Source organism: Bradyrhizobium sp. Ec3.3 (genome assembly GCF_000472925.1).
GTDB lineage: Bacteria > Pseudomonadota > Alphaproteobacteria > Rhizobiales > Xanthobacteraceae > Bradyrhizobium.
On record NZ_AXAS01000006.1, the window covers coordinates 213748 to 227777 of the forward strand.

A 14030-nucleotide genomic window follows, 5' to 3' on the forward strand; every position below is an offset into this window, starting at 1 on the left:
CAACGAGGCAGCAGCGCGCACAGATTGGAGGCAGTCTTGGTTCGTGTCCTTCGCGCCGCCGCCGCCCAGATGGGGCCGACGCAAAAAGCCGATACGCGCGCGCATACGCTTGGCCGGATGCTGAAGCTGCTGGAGGAGGCTGCCGCTCGCGGCGCCAACCTCGTGGTGTTTCCCGAGCTTGCCTTCACCACCTTCTTTCCGCGCTGGCTGCTCGAAGGCGCAGCGCTCGACGAATATTTCGAGCGCGGAATGCCAAACCCGGCCGTGGCAAAGCTGTTCGAGCGCGCGCGTGCGCTCCGCGTCGGCTTCTATGTCGGCTATGCCGAGCTGACGGCGGACGGCCGCCGCTTCAATTGCTCCATCCTGGTCGATCGCGACGGCGAGATTCTCGGCCGCTATCGCAAGGTGCATCTGCCGGGCTCGGTCGAGCCGCGGCCGGGCGCGCGCTATCAGCAGCTCGAGAAGCGTTATTTCGAGTATGGCGACCTCGGCTTTCCCGCCTTCCGCGCCGGCTCGGCCTGGGCCCATGCAATCATGGGCATGATGATCTGCAATGACCGGCGCTGGCCGGAATCCTGGCGCGTGCTCGGCCTGCAAGGCGTCGAGCTCGTCTGCATCGGCTACAATTCGGCGGCCTATGATCCCAATGGCGGCACGACGGAAGACGCCGGCCTTCGCACCTTCCATTCGACGCTGGTGACGCAGGCCAATGCCTATATGAACGCGACCTGGGCGATCTCGGTCGCCAAGGCGGGCGAGGAGGATGGCTCCGGATTGATCGGCGGCTCCTGCATCGTCGATCCCAACGGTCGTATCGTTGCGCAGGCCGAGACGTTGGCCGATGAAGTGATCGTCGCCGACATCGATCTCGACCTCTGCCGCCAGGGCAAGGACAAGATGTTCAACTTCGCCGCCCACCGGCGGCCGGAGCAATACAGGGTGATCACCGAACGCGCCGGCGTCATCGAGCCGGCCGTTCTCGACGCGGATTGACATCAAACGGCCGGTCGCGACGCCAGCCAAGGGAGCTGACATGACACGCCTCTCGCATTTTCTCGGGTTCGCAGCGTTGGCTGCCGTGACGTCCGCGCAGGCGGCCGAGCTTCCGGCGGAGATCAAGCAGGCGGCCAGGTTGAAGCTCACGGTCAACTCGACCTACGCGCCGATGGAATATCGCGATCCCGCAACCAACGAGCTCGTCGGGCTCGACATCGATCTTGCAAACGAGCTCGCCAAGCGGCTCGGCGGCCTCAAGATCGTCTGGAGCGAGACGCCGTTCGCCGAGCTGATCCCCTCGCTCCAGACCAAGCGCGCCGATTTCATCATCAGCGGCATCTCGGACCGTGCCTCGCGGCGCGAGACCGCCGATTTCGTCGACTATCTGACGACAGGCCCGCAGTTCTTCGTGATGGCCGAGAGCGAGGCGAAAGCGGCGACGGATATTTGCGGCAAGAAGGTCGGCACGACGCGCAGCACCAGCTTCCCCGTCGAGATCGAGAAGTGGAGCAAGCAGAATTGCGAGGCGGCCGGCAAGCCGGCAATCCAGTACGTTCCCGGCGAGAACTCGATCGACGTCCGCAACCAGCTCAAGCAGGGCCGCATCGATGCCGCCGTGCAGGGCAGCGAGACCTTGCCTTACGCGCAATCGCAGGAGGCCGGCAAATATCGCGTCGTCGGCGAGCCCTTCGCGAAGGGCTTTCAGGGCATCATGTTCCGCAAAGATGATGCGGCGCTCCGCGAAGTGGTGACGGAAAAGCTCGCCGCCATGATTGCCGATGGATCCTACAAGGCTATTCTCGACAAATGGGGATTGGGTGTGAACGCCGTCGAGAAGCCCTTGATGAACGCGGCGCCGCAATGAAGGCCGCGCCCGCCCTCGCGGAGGGATTTCCCGACCTGTCCGGGCTGCACGTTGCGCGCGAGCCGCACTGGTTTCGCTGGTTCAGCGCGGCGCTGATCGTTCTGGTGCTGGCTGCCATTGGCCGCGCCTTCGCGGGCGGCCAGATCGAATGGTCCTATGTCAGCCGCTTCCTGACGGCGAAAGTGATCCTCGAGGGTATCGTCAACACCATGGTGATGGCCGTGCTCGCGATGGCGCTCGGTATTTTTCTTGGCGTGATCGTAGCGATCATGCGGCTGTCGCCGAACCCGGTGCTGAAGTCGGTCGCTGCCGGCTACACCTGGCTGTTCCGCGGCACTCCGCTGATCCTCCAGCTTCTGTTGTGGTTCAACCTCGCGCTGGTGTTTCCGACCATCGGCATTCCCGGCCTGTGGAGCGCACGCGCCGTCGACGTCATGACGCCGTTCCTCGCAGCGTTGCTCGGGCTCGGCATCAACCAGGGCGCCTACACCTCCGAGGTGATGCGCGCCGGCATGCTGTCGGTCGACATCGGGCAATATGAGGCGGCGCAGGCAATCGGCATGGGACGCTTGCGCGCGCTGCGCCGGATCATTCTGCCGCAGGCGATGCGCGTCGTGATTCCGCCGATCGGCAACGAGTTCATCGGCCTCGTCAAGGCGACCTCGCTCGCCAGCGTCATCCAGTATCCGGAGGTGCTGCACAACGCTGAGAACATCTACTACGCCAACTCGCGCGTGATCGAGCTCCTGATCGTCGCCGGGCTCTGGTATCTCCTGGTGGTGTCGATCCTGACGCCGCTCCAGATGCTGCTCGAGCGACGCTTTGCTCGCGGCACATTGCGGTTTGCCCGATGACAAAACCCCTCGTCGCGATCCGCTCGGTCAGCAAGCATTTTGGAGAGTTTCAAGCTCTCGGAAGTGTCTCGCTCGACGTGTGGCCCGGCGAGGTGATGTGCCTGATCGGCGCGTCCGGCTCGGGCAAGACGACGCTGCTCCGTTGCGTCAACCAGCTCACCGCGATCGACAGCGGCGGCATCTGGCTCGATGGCGAGCTGCTCGGCGTGCGGGAAGAGGGCGGGCGGCTCTATCGTCTGACCGAGCGGCAGATTGCCCGGCAGCGGCTGAAGACCGGCATGGTGTTCCAGCGCTTCAACCTGTTTCCGCACAAGACGGCACTTGAGAACATCACCGAAGGTCCGCTGCAGGTGCAGGGCCGGAAATCCGACGAGGTGCGCGGTGAAGCCATCGAGCTCCTCAGGCGCGTCGGGCTTGCGGCCAAGGCCGATTCCTATCCCGCGCAGCTCTCCGGCGGCCAGCAGCAGCGCGTCGCGATCGCGCGCGCCCTCGCCATGAAACCGATGCTGATGCTGTTCGACGAGCCGACCAGCGCGCTTGATCCCGAGCTCGTCGGCGAGGTGCTCGCGGTCATGAAGGAGCTCGCGCAAAGCGGCATGACCATGATGGTGGTGACGCACGAACTCGGTTTCGCTCGCGAGGTCGCCGATCGTGTCGTCTACATGGACCAGGGCGCGATCGTCGAATCCGGGACGGCATCTGACGTGCTCGGCGCGCCGCGCGAGGCGCGCACCAAAGCTTTTCTTTCCGCGGTGATCTAAAATGGGGGCGTTTCGATGATGAGAGTGTTGGTTGCGGCGGCGCTGGTGTGTGCGACGACGGCATCAGTGATGGCGATCGAGCTGCCGCCTGAGATTGCCAAACGGGGCAGCATCAAGGTCGCGCTGGTGCCGAACTATCCGCCGATGGAGTTCCGCGATCCCGCCACCAACACGCTTTCCGGATTCGACATCGACCTCGGCGAGGCGCTCGGCCGCAAGCTCGGCGTCAAGATCGAATGGCAGGAGACCAGTTTCGCCGAGTTCATGCCGTCGATCTCGACGGGCCGGGTGGACGCCATCCTGTCGGGCTTCACCGATTATGCCAGCAGGCACGAGATCGCGTCTTTCGTCGATTATTTGCGCAGCGGTCCAAAATTCTTCGTGCAGCAGTCGCGCGCGGCTGAGTTCAAGGACATGGCCGCGCTGTGCGGCAAGAAGGTCGGCGCCAGCCGCCGCACCATGTTCCCGGCAGAGATCGCGGCGTGGAGCGAGAAGAATTGCGGCAGCAACCCGATCCAGTTCGTCGGCACGGACGGCTCGGCTGATGCGCGCACGCAGCTCAGGCAAGGCCGCATCGACGCTGCCGTGCAGGGCAACGAGACGCTGCCCTATATCATGGACCTCGAGCCCGGCACCTATGCGCCGGTCGGCGACGCCTTCGCAACGCAGTTCACGGGCATCGCGCTGCCGGTTAAGGAAAAGGCATTGCAGCAGGCGATGGTCGAGGCCATCGATGCGCTGATCGCGGACGGCACCTATCGTACGCTGCTGGCGAAATGGAAACTGAACGACAACGGAATAGAGAAGGCGACCATCAATGCTGGACAGTAAGGCACTCCAGAGCATCCCGCTCGTCCCGGCGAACACCGCGGACCCTGCGCCGCACTATCCCTGGCCAAAGCCCTATACGTCGGCGATGTTCCTGTCGTTCGACGTCGATGCGGAGAGCGCGTGGACCAGCAAGGACGCCGTGCACGCGCAGCGCCTGATCACCATGAGCTACGGCGGCTACGAGGCGCGCGTCGGCACGCCGAAGCTGCTGGAGCTGCTCGATCAGCTCGATCTCAAGGCGACGTTCTTCGTCACGGGATGGTCGGTCGATGCGCACCCCGCCATGGCCGAGTCGATCCTCAAGGCCGGTCACGAGATTGGCCATCACGGCTACCACCACCTCCTGCCCGATCCCGGCGATCCCTGGATCGAGGAGGAGCTGGAGCGTGGCTTTGAGGCGCTGAAGCGCCGGCTCGGCGTCAAGCCGATCGGCTACCGCGCGCCCTATGGCGAGTTCACCGAGGAGCTGCGCGTCGCGCTGGTGCGCCACGGCATCGTCTATACTTCCTCGTTCCGCGATGACGTCAGGCCCTATCGCCATCGCCTCGCCGACGGCAAGCCGGGCACGATCGAGTTGCCGGTGACCGCGAGCTATGACGACTGGATGCACGGCCTCTCCGCCCGCTTCAGCCCGCGTTCCATCTTTCCCAAGGAGCACGTGCTCTCGATCTGGAAGGACGAACTCGACGAGGTCAGGGACTGGGGCGCGATGGTGACGACGGTCTTGCATCCGCAATGCAGCGGACGTCCCATGCGACTTCGTCTGTTGCGAGAATTCTTGACCTACGCAAAATCCTGTCCAGACCTCTGGATCACGACGGGCGAGGCCATCGCCGCGAACTTCCAGCGCCATGAGGCCGCCAAGCGTTGAGCACAGCATGACCCGCCGTCGCATCCTGACGATCAACCCGAACTCCTCCGCGGCGGTCACGGCGGCGATCGACGAAGCGGTCGCGCCGCTCAGGATCTCCGGCGGGCCGGAGATCGTAGTGGTGGGGCTCGCCGAAGGCCCGCCCAGCATCACCTCGCAGCGCGACGCCGACAGCGTCGTCATGCCGCTCGTCAATCGTGTTGCGCGCGAGGATGCCGACGCCTTCGTGCTCGCCTGCTTCAGCGATCCCGGGCTGCATGCGGTGCGCGAGGCGGCAGGCGGCCGCCCGGTGATGGGCATTGCCGAATGGGGCATCTTGCGCGCGCTGACGCTCGGCGAGCGGTTTGGCATCATCGCGCTGTCGCCGCAAAGCATTCGCCGCCAGCAGCGCATGGTGCGGCAGATGGGCGTGGACGGTCGCTATGCCGGAAGCTGGTCGGTCGGCGCAAGCGCGGCGGAAACAGCGAGCGCCGATATCCGTGGGCGCCTGATCGAGGCGGGCCGCGCGCTGGTCACGCAAACCCGCGCCGACGTCGTGGTGATGGGCTGCGCCGGCATGGCCTCGCACCGCGCCGCGATCGAGGACGCGATCGGCGTTCCCGTGGTCGAACCGGCGCAGCAGGCGGTCGCTGCGGCGATCGGCGCGGTGTTGTTGAAAGCATGAAAGGCGGACGATGCATTTTGATCTCCTGATCCGGAACGGCACCTGCGTCACGCCTTGGGGCGAGGAAGCTGCCCATGTCGGCATCTCCGGCGGCCGCATTGCGACGCTGTCCGCGACTTCGGCCGACACGGCCGACCAGGTGATCGACGCCAGCGGCCTTCACGTCCTGCCCGGCCTGATCGACAGCCATGTCCATCTGCGCGATCCCGGCGATGCGACGGTGGAAACGTTGGCGACAGGCACGCGCGCTGCAATACTCGGCGGCATCGCCACGCTGTTCGACATGCCCAACACCAATCCGCCGATCGTCGATCAGGAGCGGCTCGACTGGAAGCGCGGCTACGCGGAAGCGCAGAGCTTTTGCGACATCGGCCTCTACATCGCCGGCGCCAAGACCAATATCGATCAGCTCGCGCATCTCGAAAGCGAGCATGGCGTGTGCGCCATCAAGGTTTTCGCCGGCTCTTCGACCGCGTCGCTGCTTGTCGAGGACGACGAGCACCTGGAAAAGCTGATGCGCGCGGGGCGCCGCCGCATCGCCTATCACAGCGAGGACGAATATCGCCTCCAGGCCCGCAAGCCGATGTTTTCGCGCGGCATGCCGCATCGCTCGCACATGGAGTGGCGCGACGAGGAATGCGCCTTCCTCGGCACGCGCCGCCTGATGGCGCTGGCGCGCAAGACCGGTCGGCCCGCGCATATCCTTCACGTCTCCACGGCGGAGGAGCTCAGCTATTTGCGCGATTATCGCGACGTCGCGACCGTCGAGGTGCTGGTCAACCACCTGACGCAGGTGGCACCGGAGTGCTACGACACGCTGAAAGGCTTCGGCGTGATGAACCCGCCGATCCGCGGCGAGCGGCATCGCGAGGCGAGCTGGGCCGCGCTGCGCGACGGCATCGTCGACACTATCGGCAGCGATCACGCGCCGCATTCGCGCACCGCCAAGGAGTTGCCCTGGCCGGATTGTCCGGCGGGTCTCACCGGCGTGCAGACGCTCGTTCCTGTCATGCTCGATCACGTCAATGCCGGCCGGCTGTCGCTGTCGCGCATGGTCGACCTCATGGCCGCCGGTCCCGCGCGGGTCTACGGCCTCGTCGGCAAGGGGCGGCTCGCCGCCGGTTACGACGCTGACGTCACGCTGGTCGACATGAAGGCGAAGCGCACCATCGAGGACTCCTGGATCGTCTCGCCCTGCGGCTGGACGCCGTTCGCGGGCAAGAAGATCGCGGGCTGGCCAGTCGCCACCATCGTGCGCGGCCACACCGTGATGCGCGACGACGAGGTGCAGGGCGCGCCGATCGGCCGTCTCGCGCGCTTTGCGTCCTAGGAGATTTGTTCGATGCCGATCACTCGCCGCTCCCTGCTCAAGGCCGCAGCCGCAGCGCCAGCACTGTCGCTGCCTCGGATCCTGCGCGCCGAGGAGCAGACCACGCTGCGTTTCATCCCGGTGATCGATCTCGCCTTCGTCGACCCGATCTATTCGACCGCGCAGGTCTCGCGCAATCACGGCTTCATGGTCTACGACACGCTCTACGGCATGAGCGCCTCGCTCCAGGTCTCGCCGCAGATGCTGTCGGGGCATGTCATCTCCAATGACGGGCTCCAGTGGGACCTCACCCTCCGCGACGGCCTGCTCTGGCACGATGGTGAGCGCGTGCTCGCGCGCGATTGCGTCGCTAGCATCCGCCGCTGGGCGGCGCGCGACGGCTTTGGCGGCGAGCTGATGGAGGCAACCGACGAACTCTCGGCTGCCGACGACCGCACCATCCGCTTCCGCCTCAAGCGTCCGTTCCCGCTGTTGCCGCAGGCGCTGGGCAAGGCCGCGATCAACGCCTGCTTCATGATGCCGGAACGGCTCGCAAGCCAGGATCCGTTCAAGCCGCTGACCGAAGTCATCGGCAGCGGTCCGTTCCGCTATCTCGCCGATGAGCGCGTGCAGGGCGCGCGCAACGCCTATGCCCGCTTCGACCGCTACCAGCCGCGCAGCGACGGCAAACCGGATTGGACCGCTGGTCCCAAGATCGTGCATTACGACCGCGTGGTCTGGACCACCACGCCGGACGCCGGCACCGGCGTCGCTGCGCTCCAGACCGGCGAGCAGGACTGGCAGGAAACCACACCGCACGATCTGTTGCCGGTGATCAAGGCTGCCGGTGACATCGAAACGCGTGTGCTCGATCCGCGTGGCTACACCTGCATGCTGCGGCTCAATCATCTCCAGCCGCCGTTCGACAATCCCGCGGTTCGCCGCGCATTGCTGGGCGCGATCGATCAGTCGTCATTCATGACGGCGGTCGCGGGCATCGATCCCGCCTATCAGGTCTCGCCGATCGGATTCTTCGCACCGGGAACGCCGATGGCCAGCGAGGTCGGGCTCGACGTCTTCCGCGGCCCGCGCGACTACGCCAAGGTCAAGGCGGATCTCAAGGCCGCCGGCTACAATGGCGAGAAGGTCGTGCTGCTCGTGCCCACCAATTCGCTGGCGCAGCGCCCGCTCGGTGAGATCGCCGCCGACACGCTGCGCAAGGCCGGCATGAATGTCGAATACGCCGCGCTCGATTTCGCTGTCGTGCTGCAACGCCAGTTGAAGAAGGAGCCGATCGGGCAGGGCGGCTGGAGTGCCGCGGTTGGCAACTGGCAGGGCATCGACTGGCTCAATCCCGCCGGCAACACGAATTTGCGCGGCGAAGGCAAGGTCGCCGGCTGGTACAAGAGCGAGAAGATGGCCGGCTTGCGCAGCCAGTGGTTGGCGGCATCCGAACTTGCCGAGCAGCAACGCATCTGCCGCGAGATCCAGGCGCTGGCGTTCGAGGAGATTCCTTACCTCCCGATCGGCCTGTACAAGCAGCCAACCGCCTATCGCAAGTCCATCACCGGTATTCTCGACGGCACCGCCGTCTTCTGGAACGTACGCCCCGCATGAGCACGATCGCGATCTTCGGCAGCTACGCATTGACGCGCAAGGACGGCGCGCAGCATGTCTTGCGCGACCATTGGGTGCTGGTCGAGGGCAAGACGATCGCCGCGGTTACGCGTGACAAGCCGCGCGCCGATCGGGTCTATGACAAGCCCGGCCGCCTCATCCTGCCGGGGCTGTTGAATCTGCACAACCACTGTTTCAGCGAGGCCGTGGCGCGCAGCCACACCGAAGACGGCAACGGCCGCCGCAACAACCAGAGCATCGTCTACACGGTGCTGCTGCCGCTGACCAAGCGCGGCGCCGATCTGTTGTCGCCGGAAGAACGCCTCGCGGTGGCGCGGCTCGGCATCCTCCAGCTCCTGAAGGGCGGCGCCACCACCGTGATGGAGCCATTCCGCAATTCGATCCCGGAGATGTTCGACGCCGCCGAGGAAATGGGCATCCGCTTCTACGGCGCGCCCTACCTCTTCTCTACCTCCGACGCCAAGGCAGGCCCCGACGGCGTGGTCAGCTATGCCGGCGATGACGGCGTGGCTGATATGGCAACCTGGGACGCGCTGTACCAGCGCTGGAATGGCCGCGGTGAGGGGCGCATCGGCCTTGCGATGAGCCCGCACGCGACAGATACGTGTGGGCCCGATCTGCTCAAGGCGTGCGCGGCGCGAGCGCGTGAGCTTGATGTCCCCATCACGACGCATCTGGCGCAGAGCCGCGCCGAGGTCGAGACCATCGGCAAGCGCTACGGCGGCCGCACGCCGGCGGAATATCTGGATTGGCTTGGCATTCTTGCGCCGGACCTGCTCGCCGCGCACTGCATCGCCAGCACCGATGACGATCTGAAGCTGATGGCCGCGCGCGGCGCGACCGTGCTGAACTGCCCGCGCGTGTTCGCGCGTGCCGGCGTGACTGCGGCATTCAGCCGCTTCGCCGGCCATGGCGTCCGCACTGTGGTCGGCACCGACGGCTACAACATGGACCTGCTCGGCGAGCTCAATGCCGCCTCGCTCATCTCCAAGACGTCGTCGCAGCGCGCCGATGTCGCGAATTCCCCCGAGCTAATCGAGTCGATCACCGCAACCGCCGCCGACATCATCAAGCGGCCCGATCTCGGCCGGATCGCGCCGGGGGCGACCGCCGATCTCACCGTCGTCGATCTGACCCACCCGCATTTGCAGCCGCTGTTCGATGTCAGGCGCGCATTGGTCGCACTCGCCAACCGCGCCAATATCGACCAGGTCATGGTCGACGGCCGCGTGCTCATCGATGCCGGCCGTCTCGTTCATGGCAATGAAGCCGCGATCACGTCGCAAGGCGCGGCTGCGATCGGGAAAATCTGGGATCTGCCGGAAGCGCAGGCCGCCTTCAACGGCTGAGCTGCTCGCATCCTTAGCTATTGCATAGGTGCCCGGCAAAATCGTGGAGCGCGTTGCCATCGGTGGAGTCGATGGCATACAAATTGCTCAACGCTTGAACCCAACCTGTCGATCAGCACGGAGACATCTGGAATGCGTGAGGGAGCCGAAGTGCGGCTTGCCGTCGATATCGGAGGAACGTTCACCGATATCGTGCTGGATGTGGGACAGGAGCGCAAGACGCGCAAGGTGCTGACGACCCCGACACGCCCCGAGCAGGCGGTGCTCGACGGCATCCGTCTCATTCTCACCGACGCGCATGCGCATATCAGCGATATCGACGTCTTCATTCATGGCACGACGCTGGCGACCAACGCCATCATCGAGCGCCGCGGCGCGAGGACCGCGCTGATCGCGACCGAAGGCTTTCGCGACGTGCTCGATATCGGCACTGAGAGCCGCTATGATCAATATGATCTCACCATCGACAAGCCGAAGCCGCTGGCGCCACGTTCCCTGCGCTTCACCGTCCCCGAGCGCGTCGATGCGCATGGCGCGGTGCGGCTACCGCTGGACGAGGCCGCGGTGCGCGCGCTGGTGCCGAAATTGCGTGCGCTGAATGTCGAAAGCATCGCCATCGCTTTCCTGCACTCTTACGCCAATCCCGAGCATGAGCGGCGAACGGCCGCGATCCTCGAGCAGGAGATACCCGGCATCTCCGTGACGATGTCTTCGGCGGTGTGCCCCGAAATCCGCGAGTATGAGCGCACCTCGACCGCTGTCGCCAATGCCTATGTGCAGCCTTTGATCGACGGCTATCTCGCGCGCATGGCAGAGGCGCTGGCGGTCGAGCAGTTCCGCGGCGCGATCTATCTCGTGACTTCCGGCGGTGGTGTCACCTCGATCGAGACGGCGCGGCGCTTTCCGGTACGCCTCGTCGAATCCGGTCCCGCGGGCGGCGCGATCTTCGCGGCGCAGATCGCGGCGCGGCTCGGCGAAAGCAAGGTGCTCTCCTTTGACATGGGCGGCACCACGGCAAAAATCTGCCTGATCGAGAAGTTTCAGCCGGAGACCTCGCGCGTGTTTGAGGTCGATCGCGCCGCGCGCTTTTTGAAGGGTTCGGGCCTGCCAGTGCGCATTCCCGTGATCGAGATGGTGGAGATCGGCGCCGGCGGCGGCTCGATCGCGCGGATCGATGCCATGAAGCGCGTCACCGTCGGTCCCGAGAGTGCGTCGTCTGAGCCTGGCCCGGCCTGCTATGGCCGCGGCGGCACGCGGCCTGCGGTGACCGATGCGGACGTCGCGCTCGGCATGATCGATCCCGACGCCTTTGCCGGCGGCACGATCAAGCTCGATCCGGAGTTGTCGAAGGCGGCATTGCTGCACGATGTCGGTGAGGCGCTGGGCCTGTCGGCGGAGAATGCCGCCTACGCGGTGCACGAGGTCGTCTGCGAGAACATGGCGAGCGCGGCGCGCGTGCACGCGGTCGAGCGCGGCGCGGTGGTCGGCCAGCATACCCTAATCGCCTTCGGCGGCGCCGCGCCGCTGCATGCGGCGCGCGTTGCCGAGAAGATCGGCGTCTCCCGGGTGATCGTCCCGTCCAACGCCGGTGTCGGGTCGGCCGTCGGGTTTCTGGCTGCGCCCATCGCCTATGAGCTGGTGCGCAGCCGCCACGTCCGGCTCGACGAATTCGATACCGCAGCGGTCTCGGATCTCCTGCAGGAGATGGCGACCGAGGCGCGGGCGCTGGTCGAGCCCGGCGCTGCCGGCGCGCCGGTGCGCGAGCGCCGCGCCGCCTTTATGCGCTATGTCGGCCAGGGCCATGAGATCGCGGTCGAGCTGCCGAATCGGCCGCTGACCGCGGCCGATCTCGCTGGCTTGCGAAAATCCTTCGAGACCGATTATGCCGCGATGTTCGAGCGACCGATTCCGGGCGCTGCGATCGAGGTGCTGAGCTGGTCGGTGCTTGCGACCACCGAGCCGCGCAATCCGCCGGTCGTCGATGCCGTCGCGCGCAAGCCGGCCGGCAAGGCATCCGGCAGCCGAAAGTTCTTCGATGGAAGGGCCGGGTGCCTGGTCGAAATCCCCCTGTACCGCCGCGAGGACATGGTGCCGGGCGCGACCATCGCCGGCCCTGCCGTGATCGCGGAAGATGAGACCTCGACTTTCGTTTCGACCAGTTTTGACGCCCACATCGACGGTGCCGGCAGCATCGTCATGGAACGGAAGGCGGCGTGACCATGAATAGCGCAAGCACAAGCCTGATCGATCTTCAGATCATGTGGCACCGGTTGATCGCGGTGGTCGAGGAGCAGGCGCAGGTGCTGCTCCGCACCGCCTTCAGCCCGATCGTGCGCGAATGCGGCGATCTCTCCGCCGGCGTGTTCGACCTCAGGGGGCGCATGCTGGCGCAGGCCGTGACGGGCACGCCGGGTCACGTCAACTCGATGGCGGAATCGGTCAAGCACTTCATCGGGCATTTTCCGCTGGAGACGATGAAGGAGGGGGACGCCTACATCACCAACGATCCCTGGATGGGAACCGGCCATCTCAACGATTTCGTCGTCACCACGTCCTGCTTCAAGAACGGCAAGCTGGTCGCGCTATTCTCCTGCACCAGCCATCTCATGGACATCGGCGGCATCGGCTTCGGGCCTGACGCCACCGACGTCTTCATGGAGGGGCTCTACATCCCCATGCTGAAGCTGATCGATCAGGGCGTCGTCAACGAGACGCTGATGGCGATGATCCGCACCAACACGCGGCTGCCGATCGACACCGAGGGCGACACCTATTCGCTGGCCGGCTGCAACGACGTCGGCTGCGAGCGCCTGGTCGCGATGATGACCGAGTTCGGCATCGACACGCTCGATGAGCTCGGCGACTACATCTGTGACCGTTCGCGCGAGGCCGTGCTCGCCGAGATCGCGAAGCTGCCGAAGGGAAGCTGGCGCAACACTATGATCGTCGACGGCTATGATGCGCCGGTGACGCTATCGGCAATGCTGACGATCTCGGAGAAAGGCATTCACGTCGATTTCACCGGCACTTCGCCGGCCTCGAAGTTCGGCATTAACGTGCCGCTCTCCTACACCACCGCGTACACCGTGTTCGGCCTTGGCTGCGTCGTCGCCTCGGAGATTCCCAACAATGCCGGCTCGCTCTCTCCGCTGACGGTGTCGGCGCCATCAGGTGCGATCCTCAATGCGCCAAAACCTGCGCCGGTGGCTTCGCGCCACATCATCGGCCAGATGCTGCCGGACGTCGTGTTCGGCTGCCTGCGCCAGATCATCCCCGAGCGCGTGCCGGCCGAAGGCACCTCGTGCCTGTGGAATCTCAACGTGCGCGGACAGATGCGTTCCGGCGCCGGGGGCAATTACGGGTTCTCGATGGCGGTGACCAGCAATGGCGGCACCGGCGCGCGCTTTGCCAAGGACGGGCTGTCGGCGACCGCCTATCCGAGCGGCGTGCGCGGCACGCCGGTCGAGATCGCGGAGACGCAGACGCCGCTGATCTTCTGGCGCAAGGAGCTGCGCCCGGATTCCGGCGGCGCGGGGCGAACCCGCGGCGGTCTGGGCCAGATCATCGAGGTCGGCAGCGGCGTCGATGCGCCCTTCGACATCCTGGCGGCGTTCGATCGCATCGATCATCCACCACGCGGCCGCGATGGTGGCCGTGACGGCGAGGCCGGCTATGTCGGGCTGAAGTCCGGCAAGAAAATGCGCGGCAAAGGCTTTCAGCAGGTACCGCCCGAAGATCGCCTCGTCGTGATGACGCCGGGCGGCGCCGGGATCGGCGATCCCCGGGAACGCGAACGGACCAGCGTGCAGGAGGACGTCGAGAGCGGGCTGGTGTCGTCAAAGAACGCGGCTGCGATCTACGGACTCGACGACGTCACGTCGTGATCTGAGTC

General features: G+C 65.7%; 12 protein-coding genes. All 12 read left to right on the forward strand.

Going from position 1 to position 14030, the window contains the following annotated elements; genetic code table 11:
• The first annotated feature begins 36 nt into the window (after window positions 1-36).
• The 12 genes from YUU_RS0107590 (at window position 37) to YUU_RS0107645 (ending at window position 14022) form a co-directional block, all read left to right on the forward strand.
• The gene (locus YUU_RS0107590; RefSeq protein ID WP_084801340.1) at window positions 37-993 is read left to right on the forward strand and encodes an N-carbamoyl-D-amino-acid hydrolase; all 957 of its coding nucleotides are present in this window, start codon (window positions 37-39) and stop codon (window positions 991-993) included.
• 40 nt (window positions 994-1033) lie between these two features.
• Window positions 1034-1861: an ABC transporter substrate-binding protein gene (locus tag YUU_RS0107595; RefSeq protein WP_027521860.1), complete on the forward strand. Its 828-nt coding sequence runs from the start codon at window positions 1034-1036 to the stop codon at window positions 1859-1861.
• Window positions 1858-2715: an amino acid ABC transporter permease gene (locus YUU_RS0107600; protein WP_027521861.1), complete on the forward strand. Its 858-nt coding sequence runs from the start codon at window positions 1858-1860 to the stop codon at window positions 2713-2715. Before YUU_RS0107595 ends, YUU_RS0107600 begins: the two co-directional genes overlap by 4 nt.
• Complete coding sequence (locus YUU_RS0107605) at window positions 2712-3476, forward strand: amino acid ABC transporter ATP-binding protein (protein WP_027521862.1); 765 nt, start codon at window positions 2712-2714, stop codon at window positions 3474-3476. Before YUU_RS0107600 ends, YUU_RS0107605 begins: the two co-directional genes overlap by 4 nt.
• Before the next feature lie 15 nt (window positions 3477-3491).
• Window positions 3492-4307, forward strand: a complete 816-nt coding sequence (locus YUU_RS0107610) for an ABC transporter substrate-binding protein (RefSeq protein ID WP_027521863.1) — start codon at window positions 3492-3494, stop codon at window positions 4305-4307.
• A complete protein-coding gene (locus tag YUU_RS0107615; protein ID WP_027521864.1) occupies window positions 4294-5178 on the forward strand; it encodes a polysaccharide deacetylase in 885 nt (294 codons plus the stop codon). The genes YUU_RS0107610 and YUU_RS0107615 overlap by 14 nt, the downstream gene beginning before the upstream one ends.
• 7 nt (window positions 5179-5185) lie before the next feature.
• Complete coding sequence (locus YUU_RS0107620; protein ID WP_027521865.1) at window positions 5186-5842, forward strand: aspartate/glutamate racemase family protein; 657 nt, start codon at window positions 5186-5188, stop codon at window positions 5840-5842.
• 10 nt (window positions 5843-5852) lie between these two features.
• The gene (locus tag YUU_RS0107625; RefSeq protein WP_027521866.1) at window positions 5853-7172 is read left to right on the forward strand and encodes a dihydroorotase; all 1320 of its coding nucleotides are present in this window, start codon (window positions 5853-5855) and stop codon (window positions 7170-7172) included.
• 12 nt (window positions 7173-7184) lie between these two features.
• Window positions 7185-8768 carry an ABC transporter substrate-binding protein gene (locus YUU_RS0107630; RefSeq protein ID WP_027521867.1) on the forward strand — a complete coding sequence of 528 codons (1584 nt, stop codon included), beginning with the start codon at window positions 7185-7187 and terminating at the stop codon, window positions 8766-8768.
• Window positions 8765-10138, forward strand: coding sequence for an amidohydrolase family protein (locus YUU_RS0107635; RefSeq protein WP_027521868.1), 1374 nt, complete (start codon window positions 8765-8767; stop codon window positions 10136-10138). Before YUU_RS0107630 ends, YUU_RS0107635 begins: the two co-directional genes overlap by 4 nt.
• A 132-nt stretch (window positions 10139-10270) precedes the next feature.
• Window positions 10271-12355 carry a hydantoinase/oxoprolinase family protein gene (locus tag YUU_RS0107640; RefSeq protein WP_027521869.1) on the forward strand — a complete coding sequence of 695 codons (2085 nt, stop codon included), beginning with the start codon at window positions 10271-10273 and terminating at the stop codon, window positions 12353-12355.
• Window positions 12356-12357: 2 nt separating this feature from the next.
• Window positions 12358-14022 (forward strand): hydantoinase B/oxoprolinase family protein, encoded by a 1665-nt coding sequence (locus tag YUU_RS0107645; protein WP_027521870.1) that lies wholly within the window; start codon window positions 12358-12360, stop codon window positions 14020-14022.
• The last annotated feature ends 8 nt before the right edge of the window (window positions 14023-14030 follow it).

Bases quoted from the DNA above. Each gene is read 5' to 3' on its own strand.
- YUU_RS0107595 (WP_027521860.1), top strand. From the start codon at position 1,034: ATGACACGCCTCTCGCATTTTCTCGGGTTCGCAGCGTTGGCTGCCGTG.
- YUU_RS0107600 (WP_027521861.1), top strand. From the start codon at position 1,858: ATGAAGGCCGCGCCCGCCCTCGCGGAGGGATTTCCCGACCTGTCCGGG.
- YUU_RS0107605 (WP_027521862.1), top strand. From the start codon at position 2,712: ATGACAAAACCCCTCGTCGCGATCCGCTCGGTCAGCAAGCATTTTGGA.
- YUU_RS0107610 (WP_027521863.1), top strand. From the start codon at position 3,492: ATGATGAGAGTGTTGGTTGCGGCGGCGCTGGTGTGTGCGACGACGGCA.
- YUU_RS0107615 (WP_027521864.1), top strand. From the start codon at position 4,294: ATGCTGGACAGTAAGGCACTCCAGAGCATCCCGCTCGTCCCGGCGAAC.
- YUU_RS0107620 (WP_027521865.1), top strand. From the start codon at position 5,186: ATGACCCGCCGTCGCATCCTGACGATCAACCCGAACTCCTCCGCGGCG.
- YUU_RS0107625 (WP_027521866.1), top strand. From the start codon at position 5,853: ATGCATTTTGATCTCCTGATCCGGAACGGCACCTGCGTCACGCCTTGG.
- YUU_RS0107630 (WP_027521867.1), top strand. From the start codon at position 7,185: ATGCCGATCACTCGCCGCTCCCTGCTCAAGGCCGCAGCCGCAGCGCCA.
- YUU_RS0107635 (WP_027521868.1), top strand. From the start codon at position 8,765: ATGAGCACGATCGCGATCTTCGGCAGCTACGCATTGACGCGCAAGGAC.
- YUU_RS0107640 (WP_027521869.1), top strand. From the start codon at position 10,271: ATGCGTGAGGGAGCCGAAGTGCGGCTTGCCGTCGATATCGGAGGAACG.
- YUU_RS0107645 (WP_027521870.1), top strand. From the start codon at position 12,358: ATGAATAGCGCAAGCACAAGCCTGATCGATCTTCAGATCATGTGGCAC.